Consider the following 25,755-nt stretch of genomic DNA (forward strand, 5'->3'; position numbering starts at 1 on the left):
ATAGGTGATACCTAATTTTATAATAATATAGAGGTAAGTACAATGAGGAAATTGAAAAAGGGACTTGCGGTTGCTCTTGCAATGGCAATGACATTATCTATGGCTGTGGGATGCGGCGATAAAAAGAATACAACCGGTAAGCTTGACAATGCAACACAAACGGATGCGACTTCATCAGACAGCAGCACAGAGGCAGCAGAAGATTTGACGATCGATGAGTATATCGAGAAATATGCAGATGGCGTTACGCTTGGAGAGTACAAAGGAATTGAATATGAATATGCACCGGAAGCGGTAACTGCAGATGATATTCAGAGCAAGGTAGATTCTTTTATTTCATCCTGCACTACTTATAATGAAGATAAGACAAGTGCAGCAAAGATGGGTGATATTGTAAATATCGACTTTGTCGGAACTGTAGATGGTAAGGAATTTGAAGGTGGTAATTCTGATGGAAATGGTTATGATCTGACATTGGGAAGCAAATCTTTTATTGATGATTTTGAAGATCAGATCGTAGGTCATAAAGCCGGAGATACATTTGATGTAAATGTAACATTCCCGGAGGATTACAGTACAACAAACACAGAACTGAATGGAAAGGATGCAGTATTTAAGACGACTGTAAACTACATTAAGATTCCGGTTGAACCAGAGTACAACGATGAACTTGTTGCCAATAATACTTCCTATAAAACAGTAGATGAATATGAAGCATCAATCAAAGCAGAACTGGAAGCAAGCAATGAGACTGCAGCACTTACTTCTGCACAGAATGTGGTTATGACAAGTGTTATTAATAAAGCACAGATCGAGAATGTACCGGAAGATGAAGTTGAAAGTCTTGCAAGCGAAATTATTGACAACCTGAAAGCTCAGGCAAGCTCCTATAATTTCGATTATGCAACATTTATCAATTACTACTATGGATACAGTGATGAGGAGTCATTTGCAGAATATGTAAAGCAGATCTGTGAAGAGTCCGTAAAGGAAAAGAAGGCTGTCTGTGCGATTGCAAAAGCAGAGAATATTACGATCGATGCAGATGAAGAAACAGCATATATTAAGAAGCTGGCAGACAATAATTCTACAACAGAGGATCAGATCAGAGAGCAGTATTCTTCTGAAGATCTGATGTATTATACACTTGCAGATAAGGTTATGACTTTCCTGCTTGATAATGGCAAGAAGGTAGAGAGTACAGAAGCTGCAACAGAAGCAACAACGGCTTCTGAAGAAACCACAGAAGTAACAACAGAGGCAAACTAAAGCGGATGTTGAAACAGGATCCTTAAAATGAGGATGATAAAATAATAAGATGAAGCCTTGAGGAGAAAGATTATATTATGAAAATGAAGAAGGTAATGACCCTTTGCCTGGCAACCGTTGTCGGCATGGGAGTGCTTAGCGGATGTGGAAGCACAAAGAGTGAATTCAAGCAGTATGCAAAATGTGCAGAGGTAAGTGATTATGATGGCGTTGAATATGTTCCGGCATCCAGAGAGGTAACACAGGATAAGATCGATGAGAAGATTGATTCATTCTGTACAGATAATAATATAGAGACAAAGGATTATGACAGTGCCATTAAAGATGGTGATGATGTCAACGTCAATTATGTAGAAACGATCAATGGTCAGGAAAAGAATAAGAATGATGATGAAGCCGGAACCAGTGTTGTTATAGGCAAGGATGCATTAGCACCGGGACTTGATGATCAGATGATCGGATTAAAGCCTGGTACAGAGAAGAAGATCACGATCACATATCCGGATGATTATTCTGATACAACAGTAGCAGGAATGGAAGCTGTATTTGATATAAAGATCAATTATATCAAGATAACGACGACACCGGAATATACAGATGACCTTGTGAAGTCGGCTACGGATGGTAAATATACAACGACGGAGGATTATACCAAGTATCTGACAGATGAGCTTCAGAAGGATACAGACAAAACTGCAGACAGTACAGATCGTGCAAATGTATTAAAGGCAATCAAAGAGAAAACAACATTTAATCAGTATCCGGAAGGCGAAATTGATTCCTATGTCAAGAGTGTTATGGATAATATCGAGTCCAGTGCCTCCCAGTATGGAATCGGCGTACCAACATTCTTACAGTATTTCTATGGATATACAGATGAATCTGCATTTGTTTCCTATCTTCAGAGCACAGTTGAATCTGTAATGCAGGAGAAGATCGTTGTCAGCTCGATCGCGTTAGAAAAAAATCTGATCGCAAATGATAAGGAGACTGATGCATATAAGCAGAAGCTGATGGATGATAATGAGGTAGACGAGGATACGATCAACTCCAAATATTCAGCGAGCGATCTGAAATTCTATGCAACAGAGGAAAAGGTTCTTGATTATCTGATGGGTACAGCTGTTCAGGTTGAATCTACTGAAGCAAGTTCAGAAGATGCATCGGAAGATGGTTCCACTGAAGCAGAGCGCACAGAGTCAACAACAGAGGCAGCTTCAGAGGCAGAATAAAAAAAGTTGACGTTTTTACAAAATTTGTTTTGACAAGAAGCAGATGACGTGCTATATTAAACGAGTGCGTGAGATAAAGCACGTTCATGCAGTTGTGGCGGAATTGGCATACGCGCATGATTCAGGTTCATGTCCACTTACGTGGGTGTGGGTTCAAGTCCCATCAACTGCATTGATATAAGGAAAAGAAGTCTTAGTTTTAAGGCTTCTTTTTTCTATATACAGGTTTGACATTACAGGGAAACTGGAATATAATGTAGGATACTTGTGAGAACTTAACGGAAAACACAGATATTGTTTAGGAGGTAGTCGGCGATGGCTGAAAAGAAACAGGTAGTTACCTATACAGGACTTAAAAAAATTGAAGAAGAACTTCAGGATCTGAAGGTAAATAAACGTAGAGAGATTGCTGCCAAGATCAAGGAAGCAAGAGAGCAGGGAGACTTATCTGAGAATGCTGAGTATGATGCAGCAAAGGACGAGCAGCGTGATATCGAGGCAAGAATCGAGCAGTTAGAGGCTATCCTGAAAAATGTAGAAGTCGTTGACGAGGACGAGGTTGATACAGAGGTTGTCGGTATCGGTCGTACCGTAACAGTATATGATTATGAATTTGACGAGGAAGTTGTGTTCCATATCGTTGGTTCAACAGAAGCAGATATCATGAAGAATAAGATCTCTGATGAATCACCGGTTGGTATGGCACTAAAGGGTGCACGCGTTGGTGAAGAAGTAACGGTAGAAGCACCGGACGGAGAATTCAAATACAGAATATTAGATATCAAGAGAGCAATCTAATAAACAGAATGATCAATATAGTAGAAAGAGATTAAACAAAGATGGCAGAGAATAAGCAGAACAATCAGGCTAAGTCACAGGATGTAAATAAGCTGTTACAGGTTCGTCGCGAGAAACTGGCAGATTTACAGGCGGCTGGCAAGGATCCATTTGAGATTACAAAGTATGATGTGACTTATCACAGCACAGATGTAAAGGAAGCATATACAGCACATGAAGCAGAGCTTCTCGCAGGCAGACAGGAACCGGATGTAGAAGGGCTGGATGATGCACAGAAGAAGGAAGTGCTGAACAACGATTATAACGAGAGAAGAGAAATCATGGATGCATCACCGATCCATGTAAGCATTGCAGGACGTATGATGTTCAAGCGTGTTATGGGTAAGGCATCCTTCTGTAATATTCAGGATCTGAAGGGCAACATTCAGGTATATGTTGCAAGAGATCAGATCGGTGAAGAAGCTTATGCAGATTTCAAGAAATCTGATATCGGTGATATCTATGGTGTAAAGGGATGGGCCTTCCGTACAAAGACAGGAGAGCTTTCTATCCATGCAGAAGAAATGACACTTTTAAGCAAGTCATTACAGATCCTTCCGGAGAAGTTCCACGGCTTAACAGATACAGATGTCAGATATCGTCAGAGATATGTAGACCTTATCATGAATCAGGAGAGCAAGGCAGTATTTATCAAGCGTTCACAGATTTTAAAAGAGATCCGTAACTTCCTTGCAGATCGTGATTTCATGGAGGTTGAGACTCCTATGCTTGTTGCAAATGCAGGTGGTGCGGCAGCAAGACCATTTGAGACACATTACAATGCATTAAATGAGGATGTAAAACTTCGTATCTCTCTGGAATTATATCTGAAGCGTCTGATCGTAGGCGGACTGGAAAGAGTTTACGAGATTGGACGAGTATTCCGTAACGAGGGTGTTGATACAAGACACAATCCGGAATTTACGCTGATGGAATTATATCAGGCATACACAGACTATGAAGGTATGATGGAACTGACAGAGTCCATGTTTCGTTATCTTGCTGAGAAAGTTTGTGGAGGCACAAAGATTTCCTATAATGGAATCGAGCTTGATTTTGGTAAGCCATTTGAGCGCCTGACCATGAATGATGCGATCAAGAAATATACCGGAATCGACTTCGATCAGGTAGAAGATGATGCAGCAGCTAAGAAGCTGGCTGATGAACACAATATTGCATATGAAGAACGTCACAAGAAGGGTGATATCATTAACCTGTTCTTTGAGGAGTTCTGTGAAGAAAAACTGATCCAGCCTACATTTATCATGGATCATCCGATCGAGATCTCCCCACTGACCAAGAAGAAACCTTCTGATCCAAGTAAGGTTGAGCGTTTCGAGCTGTTCATTAACACATGGGAGATGTGTAATGCATATTCCGAGCTGAACGATCCAATCGATCAGCGTGAGCGTTTTGCAGCACAGGATGCAAATGCAGCAGCCGGTGATGATGAAGCAGAGCATACAGACGAGGATTTCTTAAATGCATTAGAGATCGGTATGCCTCCTACAGGCGGTATCGGTTATGGTATCGACCGTCTGGTTATGCTGTTGACTGATTCACAGGCAATCCGTGATGTGCTCCTCTTCCCGACGATGAAGAGCTTGGATAAATAAACCTAGTGTTTATGCGGGATTGAGGCATTTGAGTACGTCAAAGGACGCATTAAAAGACGTATTTTGGCATAGTCATTTACATCAGTATGAAAGAGTACACAATCTGAAAAGAATAAGACTCAATCGAATATGAACTACTAAGAGGACATTTTCTAAAGAAATTTAGAAGATGTCCTCTTTTTGCGTTATGGAGAAAATACGTCATTTGTTATGAAGTCAAAGTGAAAGGAGCACAGCAATGGATGAATCAAAGAAAAAAGATAGATATGAGGATGCAAAAAAGTTTGTAAGATATTCAGATGGTGCAAAGATGTACAGTATGGGAATGACAAAATTTCAAGAAGTGGCTAAGGATGCCAAGGCTTGTTATAAGATTGGTCAGCTTGTACTTGTTAATACAGAAATATTGGATAAGTATCTTGAAACTTTTCATATTACAGATTCTGAGTTTTATAAGTAGGTGATGTTATGGTAAATACATTGAGTGGTTCAGTTAGTGCCTATAGAAAAGAAATTGTAAAACCAAGATTTATTCGTATTGATGAAGTAATGGCTTTATTAGATGTAACACGAGATGAGGCAATGGATATAGCATTAGCTGCTGGAGCAAGATATCAGCTTGCAAAGATTATATTAGTACATAAGGAAAGGTTGATGAAATTTATGAAACATTTTGCAAGAGTGCCTAGTTCAAACAAAATCGTAGAAAAGAAGTTTGTAAGAATTGGGGAAGCTTCAATGACATATAGCATAGGGCATCATAGATTTATTGAAATGGCTAGAGCAGCGGGTGCTGTATATAAGATTGGAACAGCTAAGGGAAATACTATATTAATAAATTTGGAAATTTTTGATGATTATATGGAGCAATTCAGAGAACCGCCAACAGAAATGAAACATCCATTGCCAAATGTGAAAGGAGACTGATGAATGAGTTACTCATATAAGTGCTATTCAGATACAAAGGATTTTATGAAAAAATTTGTCAATGCAGAGGAAGGAGCGATTATTTATGGGATAAGTAAATCTAGAATCATAGTAATTGCGAGAGAGGCAGGAGCAGTCTATAAAGTCGGTAATTCAGCATTAATCAATACGGAATTATTTGAAAAATATCTTGAACGATTCAGAGAGCCGGCAAGAGAACTGCCTAAGCATACATGGAACAAATTAAAGGAAATGACAAATACACCAAAAACTGGTGAAAATTCGTAAAAATACACCAGTGGTGTCACTTCCGTAAAATTAAAGTGCATTGTAGAATATCAATTGTCCAAGAGAGATTGGACATAACAATTGAATAATCAGTTACAGATTTGCAAAGTAGTTTGCACTGCAGAGTATCTGTAGGTAGTAAATTTACGGGGTATGTACCTGGAGGATGAAAGTCACAGCTATCATATTAGTAGTCTGATGGATCGAAAGATGAAGGGCGAGAAGCTGGATGGAAATCTGGTAAAAGGAATAGGCATGTTGCGTAAGGATAATTAACCACAGAGGGCGAGAAGTTCGTCCTTATCCTCAAAAGGCTAAAAGAGGAGATAGTGCTTCTGATAATTCAGAAGGGCGTCGTGAAACACATTTTGTGGCTCGTCTGTAACTCCCGGAGGTGAGAACACCTCTTTGTACACGGGGCGATATAGGAGTCTAGAAGACTGGCGTGTACCTACATGCTTAGCGTTAAGCATAGCCATGTAGACTATATCACTTCCAAATTCAAATTCTGTCTATATGGCAACTAATTTGAAGGAGGATAAAGTGGTGATGGGATTTAGCATAGCATTAATAATTATTGTTCTTATCGTATTGTATTCGTTAGCTAGGACGGCAGGAGAGTCGGACAGGACAATGGAACAGATAAGAGAGCAATCACTCCTTGGAAGGGAGGAGAGCTCTGGTGGGAACAGTTGAAAAAAGAGATAAGCATAAGAAACGCAGGTTTGTATCTCCAGAAGAAAAGCTTGAAAGAGAATTAAAAGATTGTATGCATTGTAGATTCTTCTGGGGACATAACAACAGATGTGCCAATGGAACATGTTGTAAACCATCTAAGAAAAAGGAACAGAAACTTCCGACGGAATGTGTCGGATGTCCATATTATCGAGGGAATGGTTATTGTTTTCCTTGTATGCGAAAGCTGATAGGAAAGTAGGTGGTTAAGATGTTCAAGTGGCTGTTTAAGAAGAAAGGATGTGCAAAACACATGAATAACAAGTTAGAAGTAATCGGCATTGATCATGGCTGGTCAATGATGAAAACAATCTCTCAGGTATTTGTCACAGGAGTTAAGGAGATTACAACAACTCCGGCACTTTTCGGCGATGTACTTGAGTATGAAGGAAAGTTCTATAAGGTTGGGACTGTGAGGCAGGAAGTAAAGGATACCAAGGTCGAAGATGACAGCTTTTATCTTCTCACTCTTGCAGCAGTTGCTAAGGAACTTAAAAGAAGAGGTCTTGCAGAGGCAAAGGTATTCCTTGCCGTAGGACTACCACTTACAAGATTTGGAGCTGAGAAGAATGACTTTATCAAGTACCTGACAAAGAATAAGCGTGTAAATTTCAAATATGAGAATGAGTCATATCATATTGAAATTGATGATGTGGCAGTATTCCCTCAGTGTTATGCAGCAGTAGTGGATAAGATTCCTACAATGGCAAAGAAAACGCTGATAGTAGATATCGGTAGCTGGACAATCGACATTATGCCGGTAATCAACAAGTCACCGGATGAATCAAAGTGTGTGACGATACCAAAAGGTCTTATTACCTGTATGCGTTCTATCAATGAACAATGTGTAAGACAACTTAACGGAGAGGTAGACGAGTCAGAGATACAGAACATCATGCGATATGGCAGGTCAGATATTGATGATGAATACTTTGCCATTATCAAGGCAGAGATAGAGGATTTTGTTGATAAGGTATATAACTCAATCCGTGAGTTTGGGTATAACTTAAAGACTACACCGATTGTATTTGTCGGTGGCGGGGCAGTTGTGATGAAGAATTTTGGTAGTCACGATGCAAAGAACATTTCCTATAACCTTGATGTAAAGGCAAATGCAAGAGGATATGAGCAGCTTGCCACGATGGGACTTAAAAGCACTAAGCGATTATCATAAGGAGGCAGATGATGGGAAGAAGACTTGAATATGAAGTAAAAACTTCTGTCCGCCTCAACATGAGCAATCCTCAGCATGTGAAAATCAATGATGTGATTCAGAACCTTGATCCGAAGATTTTCAAATCTAAGAACCAGTTCATTATAGATGCGATTCAGTTCTACATTGATAATTATGGAAAAGAAACTTTTGTTATCAAGAAGAAGGAAAAAGAGAGGGCTGAATATATCCGGTCAGAAGATATTGATGACATTAAGGAAGAGGTCATTGAAGCAGCAACCAATGAGGCTAGAAAAGAGGTAATAAAGCTGTTAGGCGGAGTGATATCCGGGATGAATGTTGGTCAGCCGGTAATAATGCAGGCAGCCAATAGTGAAGCACAAGAACTTACAGAAGATGTTATGGACGATGCAGATGTTGCAGGTCTTGCAATGGGATGGATGTCGAAAGGAGACTGATTATTATGAGAAGAGTTATGGGAGCCGTAGGAACAGTGATTTTAGAGATACTCAAGTGGATATTAAGGATAATTCTTGGAGCGTTGAAGCTGGTCTTAGGACTTGCCAGAATAATTCTTCTTCTATTCGCTATGGTGGCAAGGATATTTCTTTCATTCGTAAGAATGGGCACATTCTGAGAGGAGGTGAGCGTATGCAGGTAAAGGGTTTATTCTTAAATTACAAGAAAAACAGAAGACTTATGCAGTATTTCTTTAGAATAAGAGAGCTGGTATAATGAAAGGAGTTTAAGATGCACAGAATACGGGACAGTCCTATGTGTCCCGTGCATTACAGATAAATAGTTCACCGCAAGGGTGGATGGCACGGAACACAAAGCCCGTCCCTCTTGCGGAGAAGGGATGGGCGATTACTATGAAGAAGATAAGTATTATCTTATTATCCGCAGTACTGGTCTTTTCAATGGCTGCCTGTAATGGTGGTAAGGAAAAGGCTGATAATCAGACAGAGAAACAGACGGAAAGCGTAAAGCCAACTGAAGAAGCAGAAATGGCAACGGAAGCTGTCACAGAGGTCACAACCGAAGCTGGAAGCGAAGAGACAGAGAAAGATATTGCCGAGGTTAAAGATTCAGAAGAGAAGAATGATAAGGAAGATAACCGGTCTGCTGATAATGAAACTGCTTCAAGGCAGGAAGAAAAGCCAAAGCAGAATGACGAGCCGGAACAGAAAGCTTCAGTAAATGATAATGAGGAAGCTGGCGGAAATCAGAGTAATGCAGGTAATGGTGGTCAGACTACAGACAGTCCGAAAGACAATGTGAGCAATACACAGCCTGCATCCGTGGCATACAGTCCACAGAATGTTGTGTCACTTGCAACAGCAAAGTGTCAGGCAGGAGGGATGATTACCACACAGCAGAATTTACAGAATCATTTGAATGACGGCAGTATCACGCAGGAAGAGTACAATGAGTATTATCCTTACGATGGTATGGAAGGCTCTTATTATAGTGTGTTTGTAGAGACAGACCTCAACAAAGCAAGTACCATTGATGGACAGCGGTTATCATCTGAGGATGCAATCGCAGGATATATTGCAAGTATGTTACTTTTGGAAACAGATCCGGTATTCTACATCAGTTATGATGGAGTTTACACGACAGGCGGTACAAACTATTACGAGTTTCGATGTCACAGATAAATAAAAACGAATAGAAGCAGAAGGAAGAAAGATGTAAGCTATAAACTTATGTCTTTCTTTTTTTATGCGTAAATTAAGGAGGAAAGAGCACATGAAACAGAAACTAAAGCGTTTTATGGCAGGATTTATGGCTATGCTCACACTGGTTGGAACACTCTTTACGAATGGAACAACAGCATTTGCAGCCAGTCCGCAGGCAAATATTGCGTTCTGGAATGCGTCAGTCAAAAATTCCGGAGAAGTAAGTGAGCTGAAGCCCGGATATAATCATGGCAAGATTCTGTATTCAATTCTTGACGGAAATTCTGCATATTGTATGAATTTCGGATTAAGAGCAGATGGCGGTCAGCTTATGAACAGCTACGATGATGCGAGCACATCAATGTCAGCACAGCAGAGAAAGCTTTTAAGTTACTGCCTTTATTATGGGTTTAACAGTACACAAAAGGCGGCACCAAGCAACAGTCAGTGCGATGAGTATATCGCAACTCAGGCAATGGTATGGGTTATTGTAGCAGATATCTTTGGAACCGGAAGCGGTGATTCAGCAGCAAGAAAGCTCTGTAACACAGCACCAAGTCCTGATTCTTCATACAGCTATTATGAGAGACTTAGGGACAATATCAGCAGCTCCTACAATGCAACACTTCCAAGTTTTGCATCACGCAGAACCAGTGAGGCACCAACTTATGAGCTGAAGTGGAATGAGGGAAGTCAGAGATTTGAAGCAACATTATCTGACAGCAATGGTGTCTTATCAGACTTTGATTTTGGCATCAGCGGATATTCTGTTGATAAGAATGGCAACAGTATTACAATCTCTTCAACGAGTGTGAATACCACAGCTACAACAGGAACATTCACATCCAATGCTGGCAAGGTTGAGACAACATCAAGCTGTGTATTCTGGCTTACAGGAAAGAGCGGATATCAGGAGTTTATTTCTGAAAGACCGACAGCAGATCCTGTCAAAGCCTATATCAAGGTCAAGACAGAGAACATCGGATATGGTGAGCTTACAAAGACAGATGAGTCAAGCGGAGTGAAGCTTTCCGGTGCAGTCTATGGAATTTATTCTGACAGCGGATGCACAAACAGAGTACAGACCATGACAACAGATGGAAACGGATATGCAAAGTCAGCTGCACTTGTCGCAGGCACTTATTATGTAAAAGAGATTACCGCACCAAAGGGATATGTCCTTTCCGGTACAGTTCATACACTTACTGTAAAAGCAGGACAGACAACGGGAATCTCTGCAACAGATAAAGAGCAGCTTGGAGCAATCACAATCTATAAAGAGGGTGAGGTGCTTAGCTCATGGAATGGAAGCAATTTCACTTATGAGAAAAAGAAGCTTTCCGGAGCAACCTTTAAGGTAACTGCCGGAGCAGATATCTATAAGGCAGATGGTACAAAGGTGTATAGTGCTGGCGATGTTGTGGCAGAAAGCCTTACAACAGGAACTGACGGACAGGTGGTATTATCTGACCTCATCTTGGAACTTATGTGGTAACTGAGATTAAGAGCATTGACGGGTATACAATCAATACCACACCTCAGACAGTAGCAGTTGAGTATAAGGACCAGACTGTGACAGTACAGTATGAATCAACTACGATTGAGAATACAAGACAGAAAGCGGATGTATCTGTCGTAAAGAAGGACTCTGACACAGAGAACCCTCTTGATGGTGGCAAGTACACACTTTATGCCGGAAATGACATCAAAAACTATGCCGGACAGGTTATTGTCACAAAGGGTACAGCTCTTGAGACAGTAACTACAGGTGAGGACGGAAAGGCAAGCTACAGCGTGGATCTGCCAATCTCTAACGGATATTATATCCAAGAGACACAGGCACCATATGCGTATATCAGAAACAGTAAAGATGTTTACAGCTTCAATTTCAATGTATTACCTGAAACACAGGCAAAGGCATCATTCAGTTACACATTTGTAAATGACAGAACCACAGCAAAGATTCATATCTACAAGGTAGACAAGGAATCAGGCAAGGCAGTAGCCCAGGGAGATGCAAGCCTTGAAGGTGCAGTTTATGGTCTTTATGCGAGAAACGATATCGTGCATCCGGACGGAGCAACAGGAGTCGTATTCAAGGCAGGAGACCTTGTAGCAACACTTACAACAGATAAGAATGGCGAGGCAGAGGTCAATAACCTTTACCTTGGAAACTATTATGTGAAAGAAATCACTCCATCAGAGGGGTATCTCTTAGACGAAGAGGAGCACGATGTAGTATGCGACTATGAGGGAGACCTTGTAGCAGAGATATCAAGAAGCACAACCTCAGCAGAGCAGGTCATCAAGCAGCCATTCCAGCTTATCAAGGTATCTGACAATGGCGATGATACTGAAGCAGGCTTGTTGGCAGGTGCAGAGTTCACAGCATACTTAAAATCTTCTTTATCCGTAAAGGCAGATGGAAGTTATGACTTTGATAAGGCTACTCCTGTGGTAATCGGGGAAAACGGAGCAACAACAATCGCATCCGATGACAAGGGACATGCAGTTTCTATTGCAATTCCTTATGGAACCTATGTGGTAGTTGAGTCAAAGACTCCGCATAACATGAAAACAATCAAGCCATTTGAGGTAAAGATAAAGGAGAATCATCCAACAGAGCCTCAGACATGGAGAGTATTTCTTGACAGGGAGTTTACTGCAAAGCTTCGTGTAATCAAGAAGGATTCCGATACAAAGCAGACAGTACTTGTACCAAACGCAGAGTTTAAGATCTTTAATATTGATAAGAACGAATATGTAAAGCAGTACACAACTTATCCGTCAAAGGTAGAGCATACTTCATTCTTTACTGATGAGGACGGAGATTTAATCTTACCGGAGGCACTGAAAATCGGTAACTACCGCATTGAGGAAGTGTCTGCACCATTTGGCTATGTTGTAAATGATAAGTATGTCAGCATCTCTGTTGATACTGACACAGCATTTGAGACAGATGGTGATACAAATGATGCAATCATTACTGTGGAATATTCCGATGCCCCTGCAGTCGGAGAGCTGACTGTAGAAAAGAAGGGAGAGGTACTTGACGGATTCAAGGGTGGACTTCTTGCAAGCTCATATGAGAAAGAGTTTGTTTATAAGGAAGGCTCACTTGCCGGAGCAAAATTCAAAGTTTATGCTGCCGAGGATATTTACACAGCAGACAACCAGAAGGATGCAGACGGAAACCGCATTAAGTATTACAGCAAGGGAGACCTTGTGACAACTCTTACAACTGGCAAGGATGGAAAGGCAACAGCTAAGAATCTTCCTCTTGGACAGTACAGAGTTGTGGAAGTGGAAGCTCCATACGGATATGTATTAAATCCGAATGAGCAGAAAGTGACATTCACATATGTGGATGATAAGACACCTGTTATCAAGGAAAGCCTTACTTTCTCAGATGACAGACAGAAGCTTGATATGTCAGTGACTAAGCTTGATTCAGAAGATAATACACCGATTGCAGGTGCAGTATTTGGTCTTTATGCAGACGAGGATATCAAGAATGTAGATGGCAAGGTAATTATCGAGAAAGGCACACTTCTTGAGAAGACAACATCTGATGAGAATGGAAAGATTGCTTTTGTTAAGGATTATCCATTTGCAAAATATGTTGCAAGGGAGCTTGTAAAGCCTGCCGGATATGTGACAAATGAGGAAGCAGTAAACTTTGATACAAAATATCAGGGACAGGATGTTAAGACTGCTGTATATAACAGCGAGTATAAGAACACTCCGACAACCTTTGAGTTTACAAAGATAGATATCACAAGCGGTGCAGAGCTTACAGGTGCAACACTTACTGTACTTGATAAGGATGGAAATGTGGTAGACACATGGACATCTGATGCTAAGGAAGCACATGTGATCAAGAGACTTGTCGTAGGAGAGACTTACACTCTTCGTGAGGAATTTGCTCCTTACGGATATCTCAAGGCAACAGATATTCAGTTTACTGTAGAGGATACAGGAGATGTGCAGCATGTAGAAATGAAGGATGAGGTTCCGACTGGTTCTATCGTGATCAACAAGGATGGCGAGTTTGTAACAGATACCACTCTTATGAAGGGACACTGGTATGATTTCATTTTCAATTACTTCAAGGACAGTCTTGCAGGAGTAACCTTTGATGTATATGCAAAGGAGGATATCGTGAGTGCAGACGGACTTGGAAGCATTTACCATAAAGCTGGGGAAAAGGTAGCAACTATCGTAACAAACGATAAGGGCATTGCCAGAATTGATGACCTTCCTCTTGGCAAGTATTATCTTGTAGAGACAAAGACATTAGATGGATTTGTGCTGGATGATACACCGATTGATGCAGACCTTTCTTATATCGACCAGAATACAAAGGTTGTATTTGCGGGAATGGATGTAACCAATGAGAGACAGAAGGTGCAGATTACTGTCACAAAGACTGATTCAGAGACGAAGAATGCTCTTGAAGGTGCAGTATTCGGCTTATTTGCGAAAGAGGATATCGTAAATAAAGATGGAAAAGTCATTGTCAAAGCAGATACACAGATTGAGAGAGGTGTTACTGGAAAGGATGGCAAAGTAACATTTACCTCTGACCTTCCGCTTGGACAGTATTATGTCAAAGAGATTGAGGCACCAAAGGGCTATGTGAAGTCTGATAAGATTTTTGATGTGGATGCTTCATATCAGGGAGATAAGGTAAAGGTTATCGAGTTTAAGGCAGCATTTGAAAATGCACCGATCAAGGTAGAAATTTCAAAGACTGATATCACAGGCAAGAAAGAATTGCCTGGAGCAAAGCTTTCGGTTATTGATGCTGATGGAAAGCTTGTTGAGAGCTGGACATCAGAGGCAGGAAAGACTCATATGATTGAGAGACTTCCTGTCGGAAAGTACACACTCAGGGAGGAATCTGCACCATATGGATATAAGGTGGCAAGTGATGTAACCTTTGAAGTAAAGGAGACAGCAGAAATCCAGAAGGTATCCATGAAAGATGAACAGGCAGTCGGTAAGATTGTCATTGAGAAAACTGACAAAGTAACCGGAAAGCCGATCGAGGGTGTTGTATTTGAAGTAAGGGATAAGGACGGAAAGGTGCTTGATACACTCACTACTGACAAGAATGGTCATGCAGAGAGCAAGGAGCTTCCTATCTGTACTTACAATGAGGATGGTTCATTTAAGGAAGATATCCATTATACAGTAGTTGAGACAAAAGCAGCTGACGGATATATCCTTGATGAAACAGCTCACGATGTAACTCTTCGATATGATGACAATGCACCGGAAGTTGTTGTAACAACACTTAAGCTTGTCAATGTACCGACAGAGCCTAAGCTTCCACAGACAGGCGACAATGCAAATCCGCTTCTTTATCTTGGAATCGGTGCACTTGCACTTATTACTGGTGTCGGAGTAGGACTTCGTGGAAGAAAGAAAAAGAATAAACAGTAACAATTAACCTTGCGGGGAATGTAAGCCAGTGACTTATGTTCCCTGCTTTTTTAGATTAAGGAGGAACCGTAATATGATGAATTACGAGATTTTTAAGGAAGTAGTAAAAGAAAAGTTTATGGATTATATGCCTGAGAAATTCAAAGGAATGGAGCTTGTGGCAGAGCCAGTGGAAAAGGTGAATGTGACTCTTGATGGCATCATCTTAAGAGAAGAAGGCAGGAACATTTCGCCTACGATTTATATCAATGACATGTATAAGAAGTATCAGGAATGTGGCGATCTTGAGCAAACACTTATGGCTGCATGTGACTTTATGGAAAGGGCATATGAGCAGACTCCGGTTGTTGATGTGGACAGCATTATGAGGGATGCTAACGAGAAGATTGTATTCCAGCTCATCAATACAGAGCAGAATAAAACATTTTTGGAACAGGTGCCTCACAGGGAGTTCCAGGATCTTTCTATTGTGTATAAGGTAATAATCAGTGCCGATAAGGATGCGGTGCAGAGTTCAAAAATTACAAATGAATTTGCGAAAAGACTTGGAATGAGTGAGGAACAGCTCTTTAAGTGTGCAGCGGAAAACACAAGAAGACTCTTCCCACCTGTAGTACGAAGCATGAATGACATTATGAAAGAAATGTTCGCAAGGGATGGGATGCCACAGGAGATCGCAGAGATGATGATAGCCGAGATTCCACCGGAGCAGACGATGTGGGTGATTTCCAATGAAAAGGGTATCAATGGTGCAGCATCCATGCTTTATGAGAATGAGCTTCATGAGCTGGCAGAGAGTTTAGAGAGTGACCTTTATATTCTCCCTTCGAGCGTGCATGAGGTTATTGCAGTATCTTCAGATATGGGAAGCCCTGAGATGCTTGCACAGATGGTAGTCGAGGTAAATATGCAGGAGGTGTCTTTGGACGAGAGACTTTCCAATCAGGTATATCACTATGATAAGGATTTAAGAAAACTCACACTTGCAACTGATACACCAAACAAGAGACTTGATGGTATCGTTGCAGAACCTCCCCTTGTATATGATGCGAAGGAAAAGTCCAGATAGGAGGCAGTTATGGAGCAGGAACTTACAATGGAAGAACTCATTGCTCTCATAAACAGCCAGAAAGGTGACTTTGTTATCCGTGTCGAGTTTGGAGAGGAGGCGGTGTCTGATGCCAAAGAAGAATGACTTCAAGCTTGATGTGGTTTCGGTAAGACTTGTAAAGGATGCTCCGATTTATTCGGAGCATACCTTTAACAATCCGGCGGATATAGCTGCTGTCATGGGAGACTGTATGTGCCAGTTTGACAGGGAAGTAGTGTGTGTGGTCAATCTAAGGTCAGATTTAAAACCTATCAATGTGCATTTTGCAAGTGTTGGCTCTTTAAATGAGGCAATGGCACATCCGAGAGAGCTGTTTAAATCAAGCATCCTAAGCAATGCGGCTAGCATGATGTTAATCCATTGTCACCCATCCGGGAACGTATTCCCAAGTAAGGCTGATACCATGATGACAGACCGCATGAACAAGCTGTGTGAACTGATGGGAATACCACTCATTGACCATATCATAGTCGGTGGAGACAATCGTGAATTTTTCAGTTTCAGGGAAAAAGGCATGATTGATAATCCTAAGATTACACTTAGCACTGATTATCGGACACTTGATATCAAGTCACCACTTGTAGCAGAGCAGGGAAAGGCAAGGTGAGAGCATGGATGGAAGATTTACGGATGAAGAGCTTGCCATAGCAAAGAGTGTTGACCTGTGTGCAGTCGCAGAAAGTCTTGGTTATACAGTAAAGAGGATTGGAAAATATCACACTTTAAAGGAGATGGATTCCATCCGTATCTATAACAGGAGTCATTGGTACAGGTGGTCAAGACAGTTTGACAAAGGTAATAATGGCGGCTCACAGATAGATTTCTTACGGGTGTTCTGCGGAATGAGTGTAAAAGAGGCTGTTTTCTGGCTTCTGGACTTTGCAGGATACAGAAGAATCGAGAATCCTGTAAAGCAGCCACTTGTTCATCAGGTATCGCAGAGGCAGACAGAGGAGAGAAAGCCATTTGTCCTACCGGAACCGGCAGGAGACAATTCCTATCTTATTTCCTATCTGAACCAGGAGAGAGGAATCAGCAGAGCAGTCATAGATCTGTTTTTAAAAGAAGGACTGATTTATGAGAGCAGGCATTACCACAATGTTGTTTTCAAAGGAAATGATAAAAATGGAGTGACAAGATTTGCAAGTATGCGGGGAGTGTTTGATAAGCAGGGCAAGCCATTCAAGTGTGATGTCACAGGAAATAATAAGAACTATGGATTTAACGTGGTAAATGAAAACAGTACAGAGCTTGTGGTATTTGAGGCTGCAATCGACCTTATGAGTTATGTGGATATCTTCACGGATTATGAATCAAATAAGCTGGCACTTGGGATGCTTGCAGATGCACCACTTGAGACTTTTCTTCGGGAACATCCGCAGATTACTTCCATCCGGTTCTGCCTTGATAGAGATGAGCCGGGGAGAAAAGCAGCAGCTGAACTTATGAGAAAGTATTATGAGCTTGGATATGAGGTAGAAGACTGTCCGCCTCCAGCCGGATATAAGGATTACAACGAGTGGCTTGTGGCGGCAAAGCTTAATCTGAATCAAATGAATCAGAGAGCAGATGAACCGGTCAGGGCATGAGAACTTGGATTTTAATGTGTGGGGGCAGAAAGTGCCCCCAAAACAGCAAAGTGGGGGCAGAAAGCGCCCCCAAAATGTCAAAGTGGGGGCAAAAAGCGCCCCCGCAATTCGGACACGACAAAATCCGGATGAAAGTCAGTATAAAAGTGGGGGCAGAAAGTGCCCCCAAAATAACAAAGTGGGGGCAGAAAGCGCCCCCAAAGTAGCAAAGTGGGGGCAAAAAGCGCCCCCACTTCCATAAACAGAGGGTTTTAGGGAGATTTTCTCCCTAACTAGATGGCATTAGGACAGAGATGTCTCTAATGCGTATCTAGCAGTCGCCGGGGACTAACCGGAGACTGGAGCTTTGGTGAATATTTACTAAACACGGATAAGGAGGTGCAAGGAAGCAATGGATGCAGAAGTTACGCTATTTTCAAAACCAGAAGAACTGATTGCCTGGGCAGACACATTTGATATCTTACTTAACCCTTCGATAGAAGATGCTGCAATATTGCTTAACTATATGGAAGGTCATGATTATGCTATTGGCATAGATTCTGATGGGAAGATGTACAGACAGGATGTAGCTGAGGAGAATGGTGAAATTGAACCATACCCGATAGATGATGTTATAGATATTGTCTGTGAATGGAACTATGAACTGATACTTGATGCTGATGTACACAGGAATGATCCAAAGGATTTTAAAGATTACAGTGAGTTTCAGGATAAGTATGACAGTTTGAAGGCAGATGAACGGAGGCTGGACAGGTTGTTTGAAAAGACCTGTTATGCAAAGGAGATTGATGAAATGGCAGCTGCATTGGTGGAATCATTCATTAGTCATCTAAGTAGCAGGGATGATTTGGAAAAAGCTGCGGTGACAGTTGCAGAAGGAATTAAGGATTATAGTACGGGTAAGAGAGGAAGGTGAGTCTATGGCAGATAAAGTTCATTGTATTAGGAAAACACTAAGACTAATGCCAGAGGAAGCCAAGATGCTTGCAAAAAAGGCATGTGATAATGGAATGAATGAGGCTGAGTATATCCGTCTTCTTATCAGTCAGAAACCAAATGATTATCCGGAAATAAGGAAGATTCTGAAGGAGCTCATTAATGAAGTCAACAGAATTGGAATAAATATCAACCAGATAGTATTTAACAATAATGCCGGACTGTATTCCAAGGAAGATAAGACACAGCTGATTGCTTATATGCGAAAACTGAATCAGAAGGTAGATGAGGCGGTGGTAAAGATTGGCAATCAGTAAGATCCTTAATATGAAGGATTGTGGTGGGCATTTTCACGGAAAACATCTGAAGAGATCTCTTGATTATGTGATGAATCCGGAGAAAACACAGGATGGAAGGCTCGTCGGTGCAATCAACTGTCAGGTCGATTCTGCTTTTGAACAAATGAAAGCGACCAAACGGAAGTTTGGAAAAGTTGATAAAAGGCAGGGATATCATATCATTCTTTCGTTTAAGGAAGATGAAGTGAATCCTGAAACGGCATTTGAGATAACCCGCAGATTTGTGGAAGAGTATCTTGGAAAATCATATGAGGCAGTATATGTGGTGCATGATAATACAGCACATGTTCATTCACACATTGTATTTAACAGTGTGAGTTTTGTGGATGGGAAAAAGTACCGCTATGAAAAGGGAGACTGGGCAAAGTATATTCAGCCAATCACGAATAAGCTGTGTCAGGAATATGGTCTTTCAATCATTGATGTCGATGATGGCAGTAAGGAAAAAGAGCATGAAAGCTATAAGGACTGGAGCGAATATCGTGAAGGCAGTTTTGTGTGGGCAGATATGATTAAGAGAGACCTGGATTCCTGCATCCTGCAGGCAGGAAATTATGAGCAGTTTCTGGAGCTGTTATCTGACAAAGGATACGAGGTCAAGCAGGGAAAGTATCTGGCGGTAAAGCCACAAGGAATGACGAGATTTCGCAGATGTAAGACATTAGGGGACATGTATTCTGATGAGGCAATCCGAGAAAGAATAGAAAAAGAGGATATTTCATTTTACAGGGAACAGCAGAAAGAGGTACAACCGGTTCTGTGTAAGTGTAAGGTGAGAAGATACAGAAGGGCAAAGATGTCGGGGCTTCAAAAGAGATACTATGCAAAGCTATACCGTATAGGAAAGCTGAAAAAGAAGCCATACAGTCAGGTATGGAAGTATAAGGAAGATATCCGTAAGATGCATAAACTGCAGGAGGAGTATTTGTTCCTTGTCAATCATGACATTCATTCGGCAGAGGAGCTTGTCAGTGTAATCAGCTCATTGACAGATAAAAGAAAAGAAGTCTCAGCAGAGAAAAGCCGCATTTATAAGTAGGGAGAGAAGTCGAGAACTTTTTGATACAGCAGATGATATGAAAGAGTTAGAACCTGCTGAAAAGTCTTTCCTTCAGGGAGATGTATTTTTTACGGATGAACATCTGCAATGGGAAACTTTGAAACAGAAGCTTTTATCACAGGGATATAGCCTAGAAGAGGTGGAAGCACTGCGTAAACATTATAAAGAGGAGTATTCCAAAGCATGTGCAAAAGAAAGAGCAGTATTCAAAGAGTTGAATATTGGTAAATCTATATGGAAGAGTCTTATTCCAGACAGCGTATCAGATGGAAAAGATGCACAGTACAACAAAGAGACAATACGAGACAGGAAAGAGCAGCCAGAACGTTAGGCTGTTTTTTTAGTAGTTAGGAGGCATATATGGAAGAAAACAGAGAACCGCTTAGTGCGATAGCAATCGAGAAAAAATTGCAGCTTCTCCGAAATAAGCATTTTAGTGAAGATACGATTGCTCTTGTAAAAAGTGATTATGAATATGGACTGACAGAGGAGGAGATCAGCCTTTATCTCAATAAGTCATACGACATTGAACAGATGAAGATTTTATCGGAGTGTCTGCATAAGGATGTTCCAAAAGATGTGATTGATATTATCAAGAATACCAAGTATTCGGTTCATCAGATGCAGGTGTCTCTCGAATTTTATGAAAAGGGTGTACCTGTTCAGACAATTAAGGAGGTCATGGACAAAGGGGAAAAACCTATTACCATGCGCCGATTATATGAGGAAGTTCTGGAACAGCTGAATAACGTCAAGGAACAGATTCCAGAAGAGTCTGAGTATGTGAAAGCACTCATTTCTCAGATGGATGAAGTGGTTGAAAAGATCAATCACCAGAATGAAAGGTATGATGCCCTGAATAAGAAGCTTTCTGAAATAGAGACTTCCAAAGATGATGAGGAAGTCAGGGAGCGTCTGGTCAAGGAGAACCAGGATAAGGATGCTCTTATCAACAGTCAGCAGAATGAACTGAATAAGGCAAGCAGTACGATTGCAAGACTCAGGGATGATATTGAGAAAAAGGATAAGGAGATGAAGCGTATGGGAGACAGAATAGAGTCATTGGAAGATAAGATCATAAGTGTTGCCACAGAGAATAAGAAAGAGGCAGAAAGTAAGGCAGAGCCGCAGGAAAGCCAGTCCATATCACAGGCAGATAAAAAGATGGTAGATACAGTTGCAGTTCCGCAGAATATGCAGGCTGTGGCAAATGGGATACCGGTCTATTATCAGATTCCGGTAGTTGATGGTACTGGAAATGTGGTGAAGAGACTTCCGATTGAGAGAAGTGTGAGAAAGAGCAGCAACAGCGGAGTGGCGAGCCTTTTTGCAAGACTGTCATTTAAGAAAAAATCAAGAGCTGACATTGTAAAGCTGGTTGCATCGGGAGACCTTGTTCCGGCGCAGCTTGTGCAGATTAAGAGTGCAATAGAAAAGGGACTTACTGAGTCACAGCTTGTAGAGCTTATAAACAACAACATTTCAGCGGAAAAGATGAAGGAGATCATTGAGATTGCTGTGCTTGAAAACAGCATGGCAGATTAGGAGGAACTTATGAATTTAGCAGTAGTAAATGAAGCAGTAACAGAGATGAATGGTGTGGAGCATCAGTTTACGGAGGAAGAGAAAAACTTTGTAGTCCAGTTCGCATTCAGAAGCGGCAGCAAGGAAGATACGATTTCTCTAATTGAAGCTTTGGCACATTCAGCGGATAAGGCTGAGTCGGACGAGATTATGGTCACATACAGGTCTAAATATGATATGAAGCCTGCATGGGTGGAACAGGTGGAAAACCTGCTTGTGGCACTTGAAATGTACCGTATCGAGGAGGAGAAAGCAATCAATCATCTAGCAGATATTTTGACTGCTTATGGTATTGATGTATCTGCCGAGGAAATCCGTACTACAGAGACAGAAACACTTAAAACAACAGTCAGAGAGAAAGTGGAGGTGCGATAATGGCAGAAGAGATTCAGGAAGCGGTGCAGATCATCCGTGTAGCTTATGATGGCATTGAGATTGCCATGAAGGTAGGAAGCGGCGGCATTGCTGCCATGCAGAAGGCAATAGATTTCTTAAAAGGGATGCTTGATTATGAGAAGTCTCTTGGTAAGACATCTATGAGAAAGCTGCTCTTAAAGGGTGGCGATTTACAGGTATTGCAGTTTAATACCGAAGATATGAAAAAGGTCGAAAAGATGGCAAAGAAGTATGGAATCCTGTATTCGGTACTTCCGGATTGTAACAGGAAAGACGGATTGAGTGAGGTAATCTTTCATACAGAGGCAGTTCCCCGTGTGAATATGATGATACAGAAGCTCAAGTTTGGTAAGATTGCCACATTTGACGATTATCTGAAGAATGGAGATGAAAAGTCCCTTGGCAAGCTGATGGATTTTTTGAAGAAACAGCAGGGAAACGAGAAAAGCCACACGATAGAAGGGGATAAGATTAATTCCGCCATTGACGGACTGATTGAGAAAGTCGGAATGTTTGCAATGGAAAAGAAAGCTATCAGTGTGGATCAGGTCAAGGAGAATTTCAGCATCAATGGTGAGCAGGCTGAAAGTGTCATCAGACAGCTTGAGACAATCGGTGTGCTTGGCAGCAAGAATGAGGATGGCACCCATACAGTCATGATGGACAAGGATGCATTTATCAATCGTGTCAGAGGCTATCAGGACCTTGCTGAGAGAATGAGGGCGGTTGCGGCATCAAAGAATGCGAACTTATCAGATGTGACTATCAGTAAGAAGCTGATTATCGAAGAGAATGACCATGCTGTTAAGACCAGAGTTCCCGGCACATGGGGAGAAGAGGCAAGATATGTATGGCTCCGTAAGGAAAACATCATGGAGATTCATGGTGGAAAGACAATGCTTACCTTCCTTGATTCCACCAAGGATTATAAGCTTTACGATGAGCAGAATCGTGTGGTGACAACCCAGAAAGGAACCGAGCTTTATACTCACTATGACAAGGTGGAGTCATCTGTCAGGGAGCGTTACGAGAAAGTGCAGAAGCAGCAGAAAAAGACCACACAGAAGAAAACTGTTACCACAAAGAAAGCGAGGTAACAGCTTATGCAGACAACAAAGAAAAAGCCGTCACTGATATTCATTCTTGTGGGTGCAGTGTTAGCCGGGTATCTTGGTTATCTGATAAATGGTGCGTGGATAGAGGGAATAGCATTTAATGAATTTATGGACAGATTCAATGAAGTATGTGCGGTTCCCTTTGCCAACTATTACAATTCCAATACAGTAAAAGCAGTAGCCATTGCATTAGGTATCTATGCGATGGCTATTGTCATGTATTACACCAGTCAGAGAAACTATATGCCCGGTAAGGAATTTGGTACGGCAAGATTTGAAAATCCGAAGCAGGTCAACAAGATACTTGCAGATAAGGATGAGAATTTCAACCGGATACTCAGCCAGAATGTGAAGATGTCGCTGGATTTTAGGAGACTCAAGCTCAATGGAAATGTCCTTATCTGTGGTGGTTCCGGAGCAGGAAAAACATTTTATGAAGTAAAGCCGAATCTTATGCAGATGCCACATAACTGTTCCTTTATCTGTACCGATCCAAAGGGAGAAATCCTTAGAAGCTGCGGTCAGATGCTAAAGAATAACGGATACAATGTGAAGGTCATAAATCTGTTAGAGATGGATAAATCAGACTGTTACAATCCGTTTTCCTATATCAGAGAGGAAACAGATGTGGTCAAGCTGATTACAAACCTTATCAGCAATACGACACCAAAGGGAGCAACACCAAGTGATCCGTTCTGGGAAAAAGCGGAAGGATTGTTCTTACAGTCTATCTTTTATTATGTGTGGCTGGAGGTACAGCCGGCAAAGAGAAACTTCGAGACAGTACTGAAACTTCTTGGAGAGGCAGAGGTTACAGAGCAGGGAAAGGCATCAAAGCTGGATGTGCGTATGAAGTTTTTAGAGGAAAGTTCTCCGCTTGGAGCCAATCATCCGGCAGTAAAGCAGTACAACAAATGTATGAGAGGTGCAGGAGATACAGTCCGTTCCATCATAATCAGTGCTAACTCAAGACTTGCATTTCTTGAGAATAAGCAGGTATTACGACTACTCTCAAAAGATGAGCTTAATCTGTCCGATATCGGTATTGGAGTAAATGGGGATGGTGAGACAAAGACAGCATTGTTTTGTGTAATCCCGGATAGTGATAAATCCTATAACTTTATTATCGGTATGTTATATACGCAGATATTTCAGGAATTGTACTATCAGGCAGACTTTAACTGCGGAGGCAGACTGCCAATCCATGTGACATTTATGTTAGATGAATTTGCGAATGTCGCATTGCCAGATGACTTCTGTTCGCTGTTATCGACAATGCGAAGCCGTGAGATTTCAAGTATTATCATCATTCAGAACTTTGCCCAGTTAAAGGCACTTTTCAAAGATACCTGGGAGACAATTCCCGGCAACTGTGATACTTTTATCTACCTTGGTGGCAATGAGCAGAGTACGCACAAGTATGTGTCAGAGCTGCTTGGAAAAGGTACGATTGATAAGAAGTCAAGCGGAGAGACAAAGGGCAGACAGGGAAGCTCTTCAAGAAACTATGATGTATTAGGAAGAGAACTGTTTACACCCGATGAAGTCAGAAAGCTGGATAACAAGAAGTGCATTATCTTTATCCGTGGCTTTGATCCAATCATGGACAATAAGTTCATACCATTCAATCATCCGATGTTTAACCAGACAGCAGATGGCAAGGGAGAGCCTTATGTTCATCAGATAAGGGGAGCAGATAATCTCATCGGTCCACCATTTGAGATTCTTTCAGACAAGGCAGTTAAGTATTATGAAAAACTGAAGGATAAGGGCGAGAATGTGTATATAGACACTCTTACCTATGAGCAGTTTATGATGCTTGGTGATGCGGAATTAAGCAGAAGATTCTCCATGCAGGATGAAGCAGAGCAGAAAGCAAAGATAGACAGAGAACAGGCAAATGAGCTTGAGTATGTTGATGAATCACAGAAGTCTGATGCTGCTGACAGTGCCAATGCATCTAATGGAAGTACTGTTGCTAAGCCTGTAAGGAATCCTGAGAGGGAAAAGCCTAAGTGGGAAGATACTATCACAAACAGAATGCTGCACTGGTCATATACGCCGGAGCAGAAGGAAGAGGTGAAAAAAGCATTGGCTGCAGGAGTTCCGAAAGCAACGATTCTTACTTACTTCTATCCGGAGGTTACTGTGGAGAGGATGAGTTCATATCGGAAGAAGCAGTAAATGTTATCGCATAGGCACAGGGATTATGGTATACTGTGCCTATGTAAAAAAGAATGCTTTTTGCAAATCGGAATTGACCGAATAAGTTAATCGTGCCATATGGCTTGATTATAAATACAAAGATAAAAACGCAATGTACATTGAAAATGTACTAGAGCTGGTAGGTAGCCCAGCCGTCCTATGCAAATAGGGTAAGTAACCTGCCCCTCCGGG

27 protein-coding genes and 1 tRNA gene are annotated in these 25,755 nt (G+C 41.4%); all 28 read left to right on the top strand.

What is annotated here, in order from left to right; genetic code table 11:
- The first annotated feature begins 42 nt into the window (after positions 1-42).
- Positions 43-1,269 carry a trigger factor gene (tig, locus tag DW959_RS04670; RefSeq protein WP_117823185.1) on the top strand — a complete coding sequence of 409 codons (1,227 nt, stop codon included), beginning with the start codon at positions 43-45 and terminating at the stop codon, positions 1,267-1,269.
- Positions 1,270-1,346: 77 nt separating this feature from the next.
- Positions 1,347-2,501 carry an FKBP-type peptidyl-prolyl cis-trans isomerase gene (locus DW959_RS04675; RefSeq protein ID WP_118615558.1) on the top strand — a complete coding sequence of 385 codons (1,155 nt, stop codon included), beginning with the start codon at positions 1,347-1,349 and terminating at the stop codon, positions 2,499-2,501.
- A gap of 88 nt (positions 2,502-2,589) precedes the next feature.
- Positions 2,590-2,673: transfer RNA gene (locus DW959_RS04680), tRNA-Leu, on the top strand.
- Between the two features lie 143 nt (positions 2,674-2,816).
- Positions 2,817-3,299, top strand: coding sequence for a transcription elongation factor GreA (greA, locus tag DW959_RS04685; protein ID WP_117808639.1), 483 nt, complete (start codon positions 2,817-2,819; stop codon positions 3,297-3,299).
- A gap of 41 nt (positions 3,300-3,340) precedes the next feature.
- Positions 3,341-4,954: a lysine--tRNA ligase gene (gene lysS, locus DW959_RS04690; RefSeq protein ID WP_117823181.1), complete on the top strand. Its 1,614-nt coding sequence runs from the start codon at positions 3,341-3,343 to the stop codon at positions 4,952-4,954.
- A gap of 238 nt (positions 4,955-5,192) precedes the next feature.
- Positions 5,193-5,414 carry a DUF6462 family protein gene (locus DW959_RS04695; RefSeq protein ID WP_008395358.1) on the top strand — a complete coding sequence of 74 codons (222 nt, stop codon included), beginning with the start codon at positions 5,193-5,195 and terminating at the stop codon, positions 5,412-5,414.
- 8 nt (positions 5,415-5,422) lie between these two features.
- Positions 5,423-5,881: a DUF6462 family protein gene (locus tag DW959_RS04700; protein ID WP_008395356.1), complete on the top strand. Its 459-nt coding sequence runs from the start codon at positions 5,423-5,425 to the stop codon at positions 5,879-5,881.
- A 3-nt stretch (positions 5,882-5,884) separates the two neighbouring features.
- Entirely contained in the window at positions 5,885-6,169 is a 285-nt protein-coding gene (locus tag DW959_RS04705) for a DUF6462 family protein (RefSeq protein ID WP_005340582.1), read from the top strand.
- A 153-nt stretch (positions 6,170-6,322) separates the two neighbouring features.
- The gene (locus DW959_RS14815; RefSeq protein ID WP_004611516.1) at positions 6,323-6,445 is read left to right on the top strand and encodes a hypothetical protein; all 123 of its coding nucleotides are present in this window, start codon (positions 6,323-6,325) and stop codon (positions 6,443-6,445) included.
- 270 nt (positions 6,446-6,715) lie between these two features.
- Positions 6,716-6,865 (top strand): hypothetical protein, encoded by a 150-nt coding sequence (locus DW959_RS04710; RefSeq protein ID WP_227081570.1) that lies wholly within the window; start codon positions 6,716-6,718, stop codon positions 6,863-6,865.
- A complete protein-coding gene (locus DW959_RS04715; protein ID WP_077326156.1) occupies positions 6,852-7,106 on the top strand; it encodes a hypothetical protein in 255 nt (84 codons plus the stop codon). The genes DW959_RS04710 and DW959_RS04715 overlap by 14 nt, the downstream gene beginning before the upstream one ends.
- Positions 7,107-7,157: 51 nt before the next feature.
- Positions 7,158-8,078, top strand: a complete 921-nt coding sequence (locus DW959_RS04720) for a ParM/StbA family protein (protein ID WP_118332338.1) — start codon at positions 7,158-7,160, stop codon at positions 8,076-8,078.
- A gap of 8 nt (positions 8,079-8,086) precedes the next feature.
- Positions 8,087-8,536: a hypothetical protein gene (locus tag DW959_RS04725; protein WP_008395352.1), complete on the top strand. Its 450-nt coding sequence runs from the start codon at positions 8,087-8,089 to the stop codon at positions 8,534-8,536.
- Positions 8,537-8,541: 5 nt separating this feature from the next.
- Entirely contained in the window at positions 8,542-8,715 is a 174-nt protein-coding gene (locus DW959_RS04730; protein ID WP_015516967.1) for a hypothetical protein, read from the top strand.
- Between the two features lie 235 nt (positions 8,716-8,950).
- Positions 8,951-9,739, top strand: a complete 789-nt coding sequence (locus DW959_RS04735) for a hypothetical protein (RefSeq protein ID WP_243023338.1) — start codon at positions 8,951-8,953, stop codon at positions 9,737-9,739.
- Positions 9,740-9,830: 91 nt separating this feature from the next.
- On the top strand, positions 9,831-11,255 hold the full coding sequence (locus DW959_RS14480; RefSeq protein WP_243023339.1) for a SpaA isopeptide-forming pilin-related protein: 1,425 nt from the start codon (positions 9,831-9,833) through the stop codon (positions 11,253-11,255).
- The gene (locus tag DW959_RS04740; RefSeq protein WP_243023340.1) at positions 11,249-15,208 is read left to right on the top strand and encodes a SpaA isopeptide-forming pilin-related protein; all 3,960 of its coding nucleotides are present in this window, start codon (positions 11,249-11,251) and stop codon (positions 15,206-15,208) included. The genes DW959_RS14480 and DW959_RS04740 overlap by 7 nt, the downstream gene beginning before the upstream one ends.
- A 73-nt stretch (positions 15,209-15,281) precedes the next feature.
- Complete coding sequence (locus DW959_RS04745) at positions 15,282-16,277, top strand: DUF5688 family protein (RefSeq protein ID WP_005340571.1); 996 nt, start codon at positions 15,282-15,284, stop codon at positions 16,275-16,277.
- A 109-nt stretch (positions 16,278-16,386) separates the two neighbouring features.
- Positions 16,387-16,926 (top strand): JAB domain-containing protein, encoded by a 540-nt coding sequence (locus DW959_RS04750; RefSeq protein ID WP_004611525.1) that lies wholly within the window; start codon positions 16,387-16,389, stop codon positions 16,924-16,926.
- A 4-nt stretch (positions 16,927-16,930) separates the two neighbouring features.
- Positions 16,931-17,908, top strand: coding sequence for a DUF3991 and TOPRIM domain-containing protein (locus DW959_RS04755; RefSeq protein WP_118615562.1), 978 nt, complete (start codon positions 16,931-16,933; stop codon positions 17,906-17,908).
- A 391-nt stretch (positions 17,909-18,299) separates the two neighbouring features.
- Positions 18,300-18,824: a multidrug transporter gene (locus tag DW959_RS04765; protein ID WP_118615564.1), complete on the top strand. Its 525-nt coding sequence runs from the start codon at positions 18,300-18,302 to the stop codon at positions 18,822-18,824.
- A 4-nt stretch (positions 18,825-18,828) separates the two neighbouring features.
- Positions 18,829-19,161, top strand: coding sequence for a plasmid mobilization relaxosome protein MobC (mobC, locus tag DW959_RS04770; protein WP_055273077.1), 333 nt, complete (start codon positions 18,829-18,831; stop codon positions 19,159-19,161).
- Complete coding sequence (locus DW959_RS04775; RefSeq protein WP_242991789.1) at positions 19,148-20,242, top strand: relaxase/mobilization nuclease domain-containing protein; 1,095 nt, start codon at positions 19,148-19,150, stop codon at positions 20,240-20,242. Before mobC ends, DW959_RS04775 begins: the two co-directional genes overlap by 14 nt.
- Positions 20,243-20,279: 37 nt before the next feature.
- Positions 20,280-20,594 (top strand): hypothetical protein, encoded by a 315-nt coding sequence (locus DW959_RS14485; protein ID WP_242991790.1) that lies wholly within the window; start codon positions 20,280-20,282, stop codon positions 20,592-20,594.
- Positions 20,595-20,623: 29 nt separating this feature from the next.
- Positions 20,624-21,808: a hypothetical protein gene (locus tag DW959_RS04780; protein ID WP_118615566.1), complete on the top strand. Its 1,185-nt coding sequence runs from the start codon at positions 20,624-20,626 to the stop codon at positions 21,806-21,808.
- Between the two features lie 9 nt (positions 21,809-21,817).
- The gene (locus DW959_RS04785) at positions 21,818-22,222 is read left to right on the top strand and encodes a hypothetical protein (RefSeq protein ID WP_006858865.1); all 405 of its coding nucleotides are present in this window, start codon (positions 21,818-21,820) and stop codon (positions 22,220-22,222) included.
- Positions 22,222-23,340, top strand: a complete 1,119-nt coding sequence (locus tag DW959_RS04790) for a PcfB family protein (RefSeq protein ID WP_117482434.1) — start codon at positions 22,222-22,224, stop codon at positions 23,338-23,340. The genes DW959_RS04785 and DW959_RS04790 overlap by 1 nt, the downstream gene beginning before the upstream one ends.
- 6 nt (positions 23,341-23,346) lie before the next feature.
- Complete coding sequence (locus DW959_RS04795; protein ID WP_118615568.1) at positions 23,347-25,542, top strand: VirD4-like conjugal transfer protein, CD1115 family; 2,196 nt, start codon at positions 23,347-23,349, stop codon at positions 25,540-25,542.
- Positions 25,543-25,755: the final 213 nt, after the last annotated feature.

The organism is Clostridium sp. AM46-21, assembly GCF_003480025.1.
Taxonomy (GTDB): Bacteria; Bacillota; Clostridia; order Lachnospirales; family Lachnospiraceae; genus Coprococcus; species Coprococcus ammoniilyticus.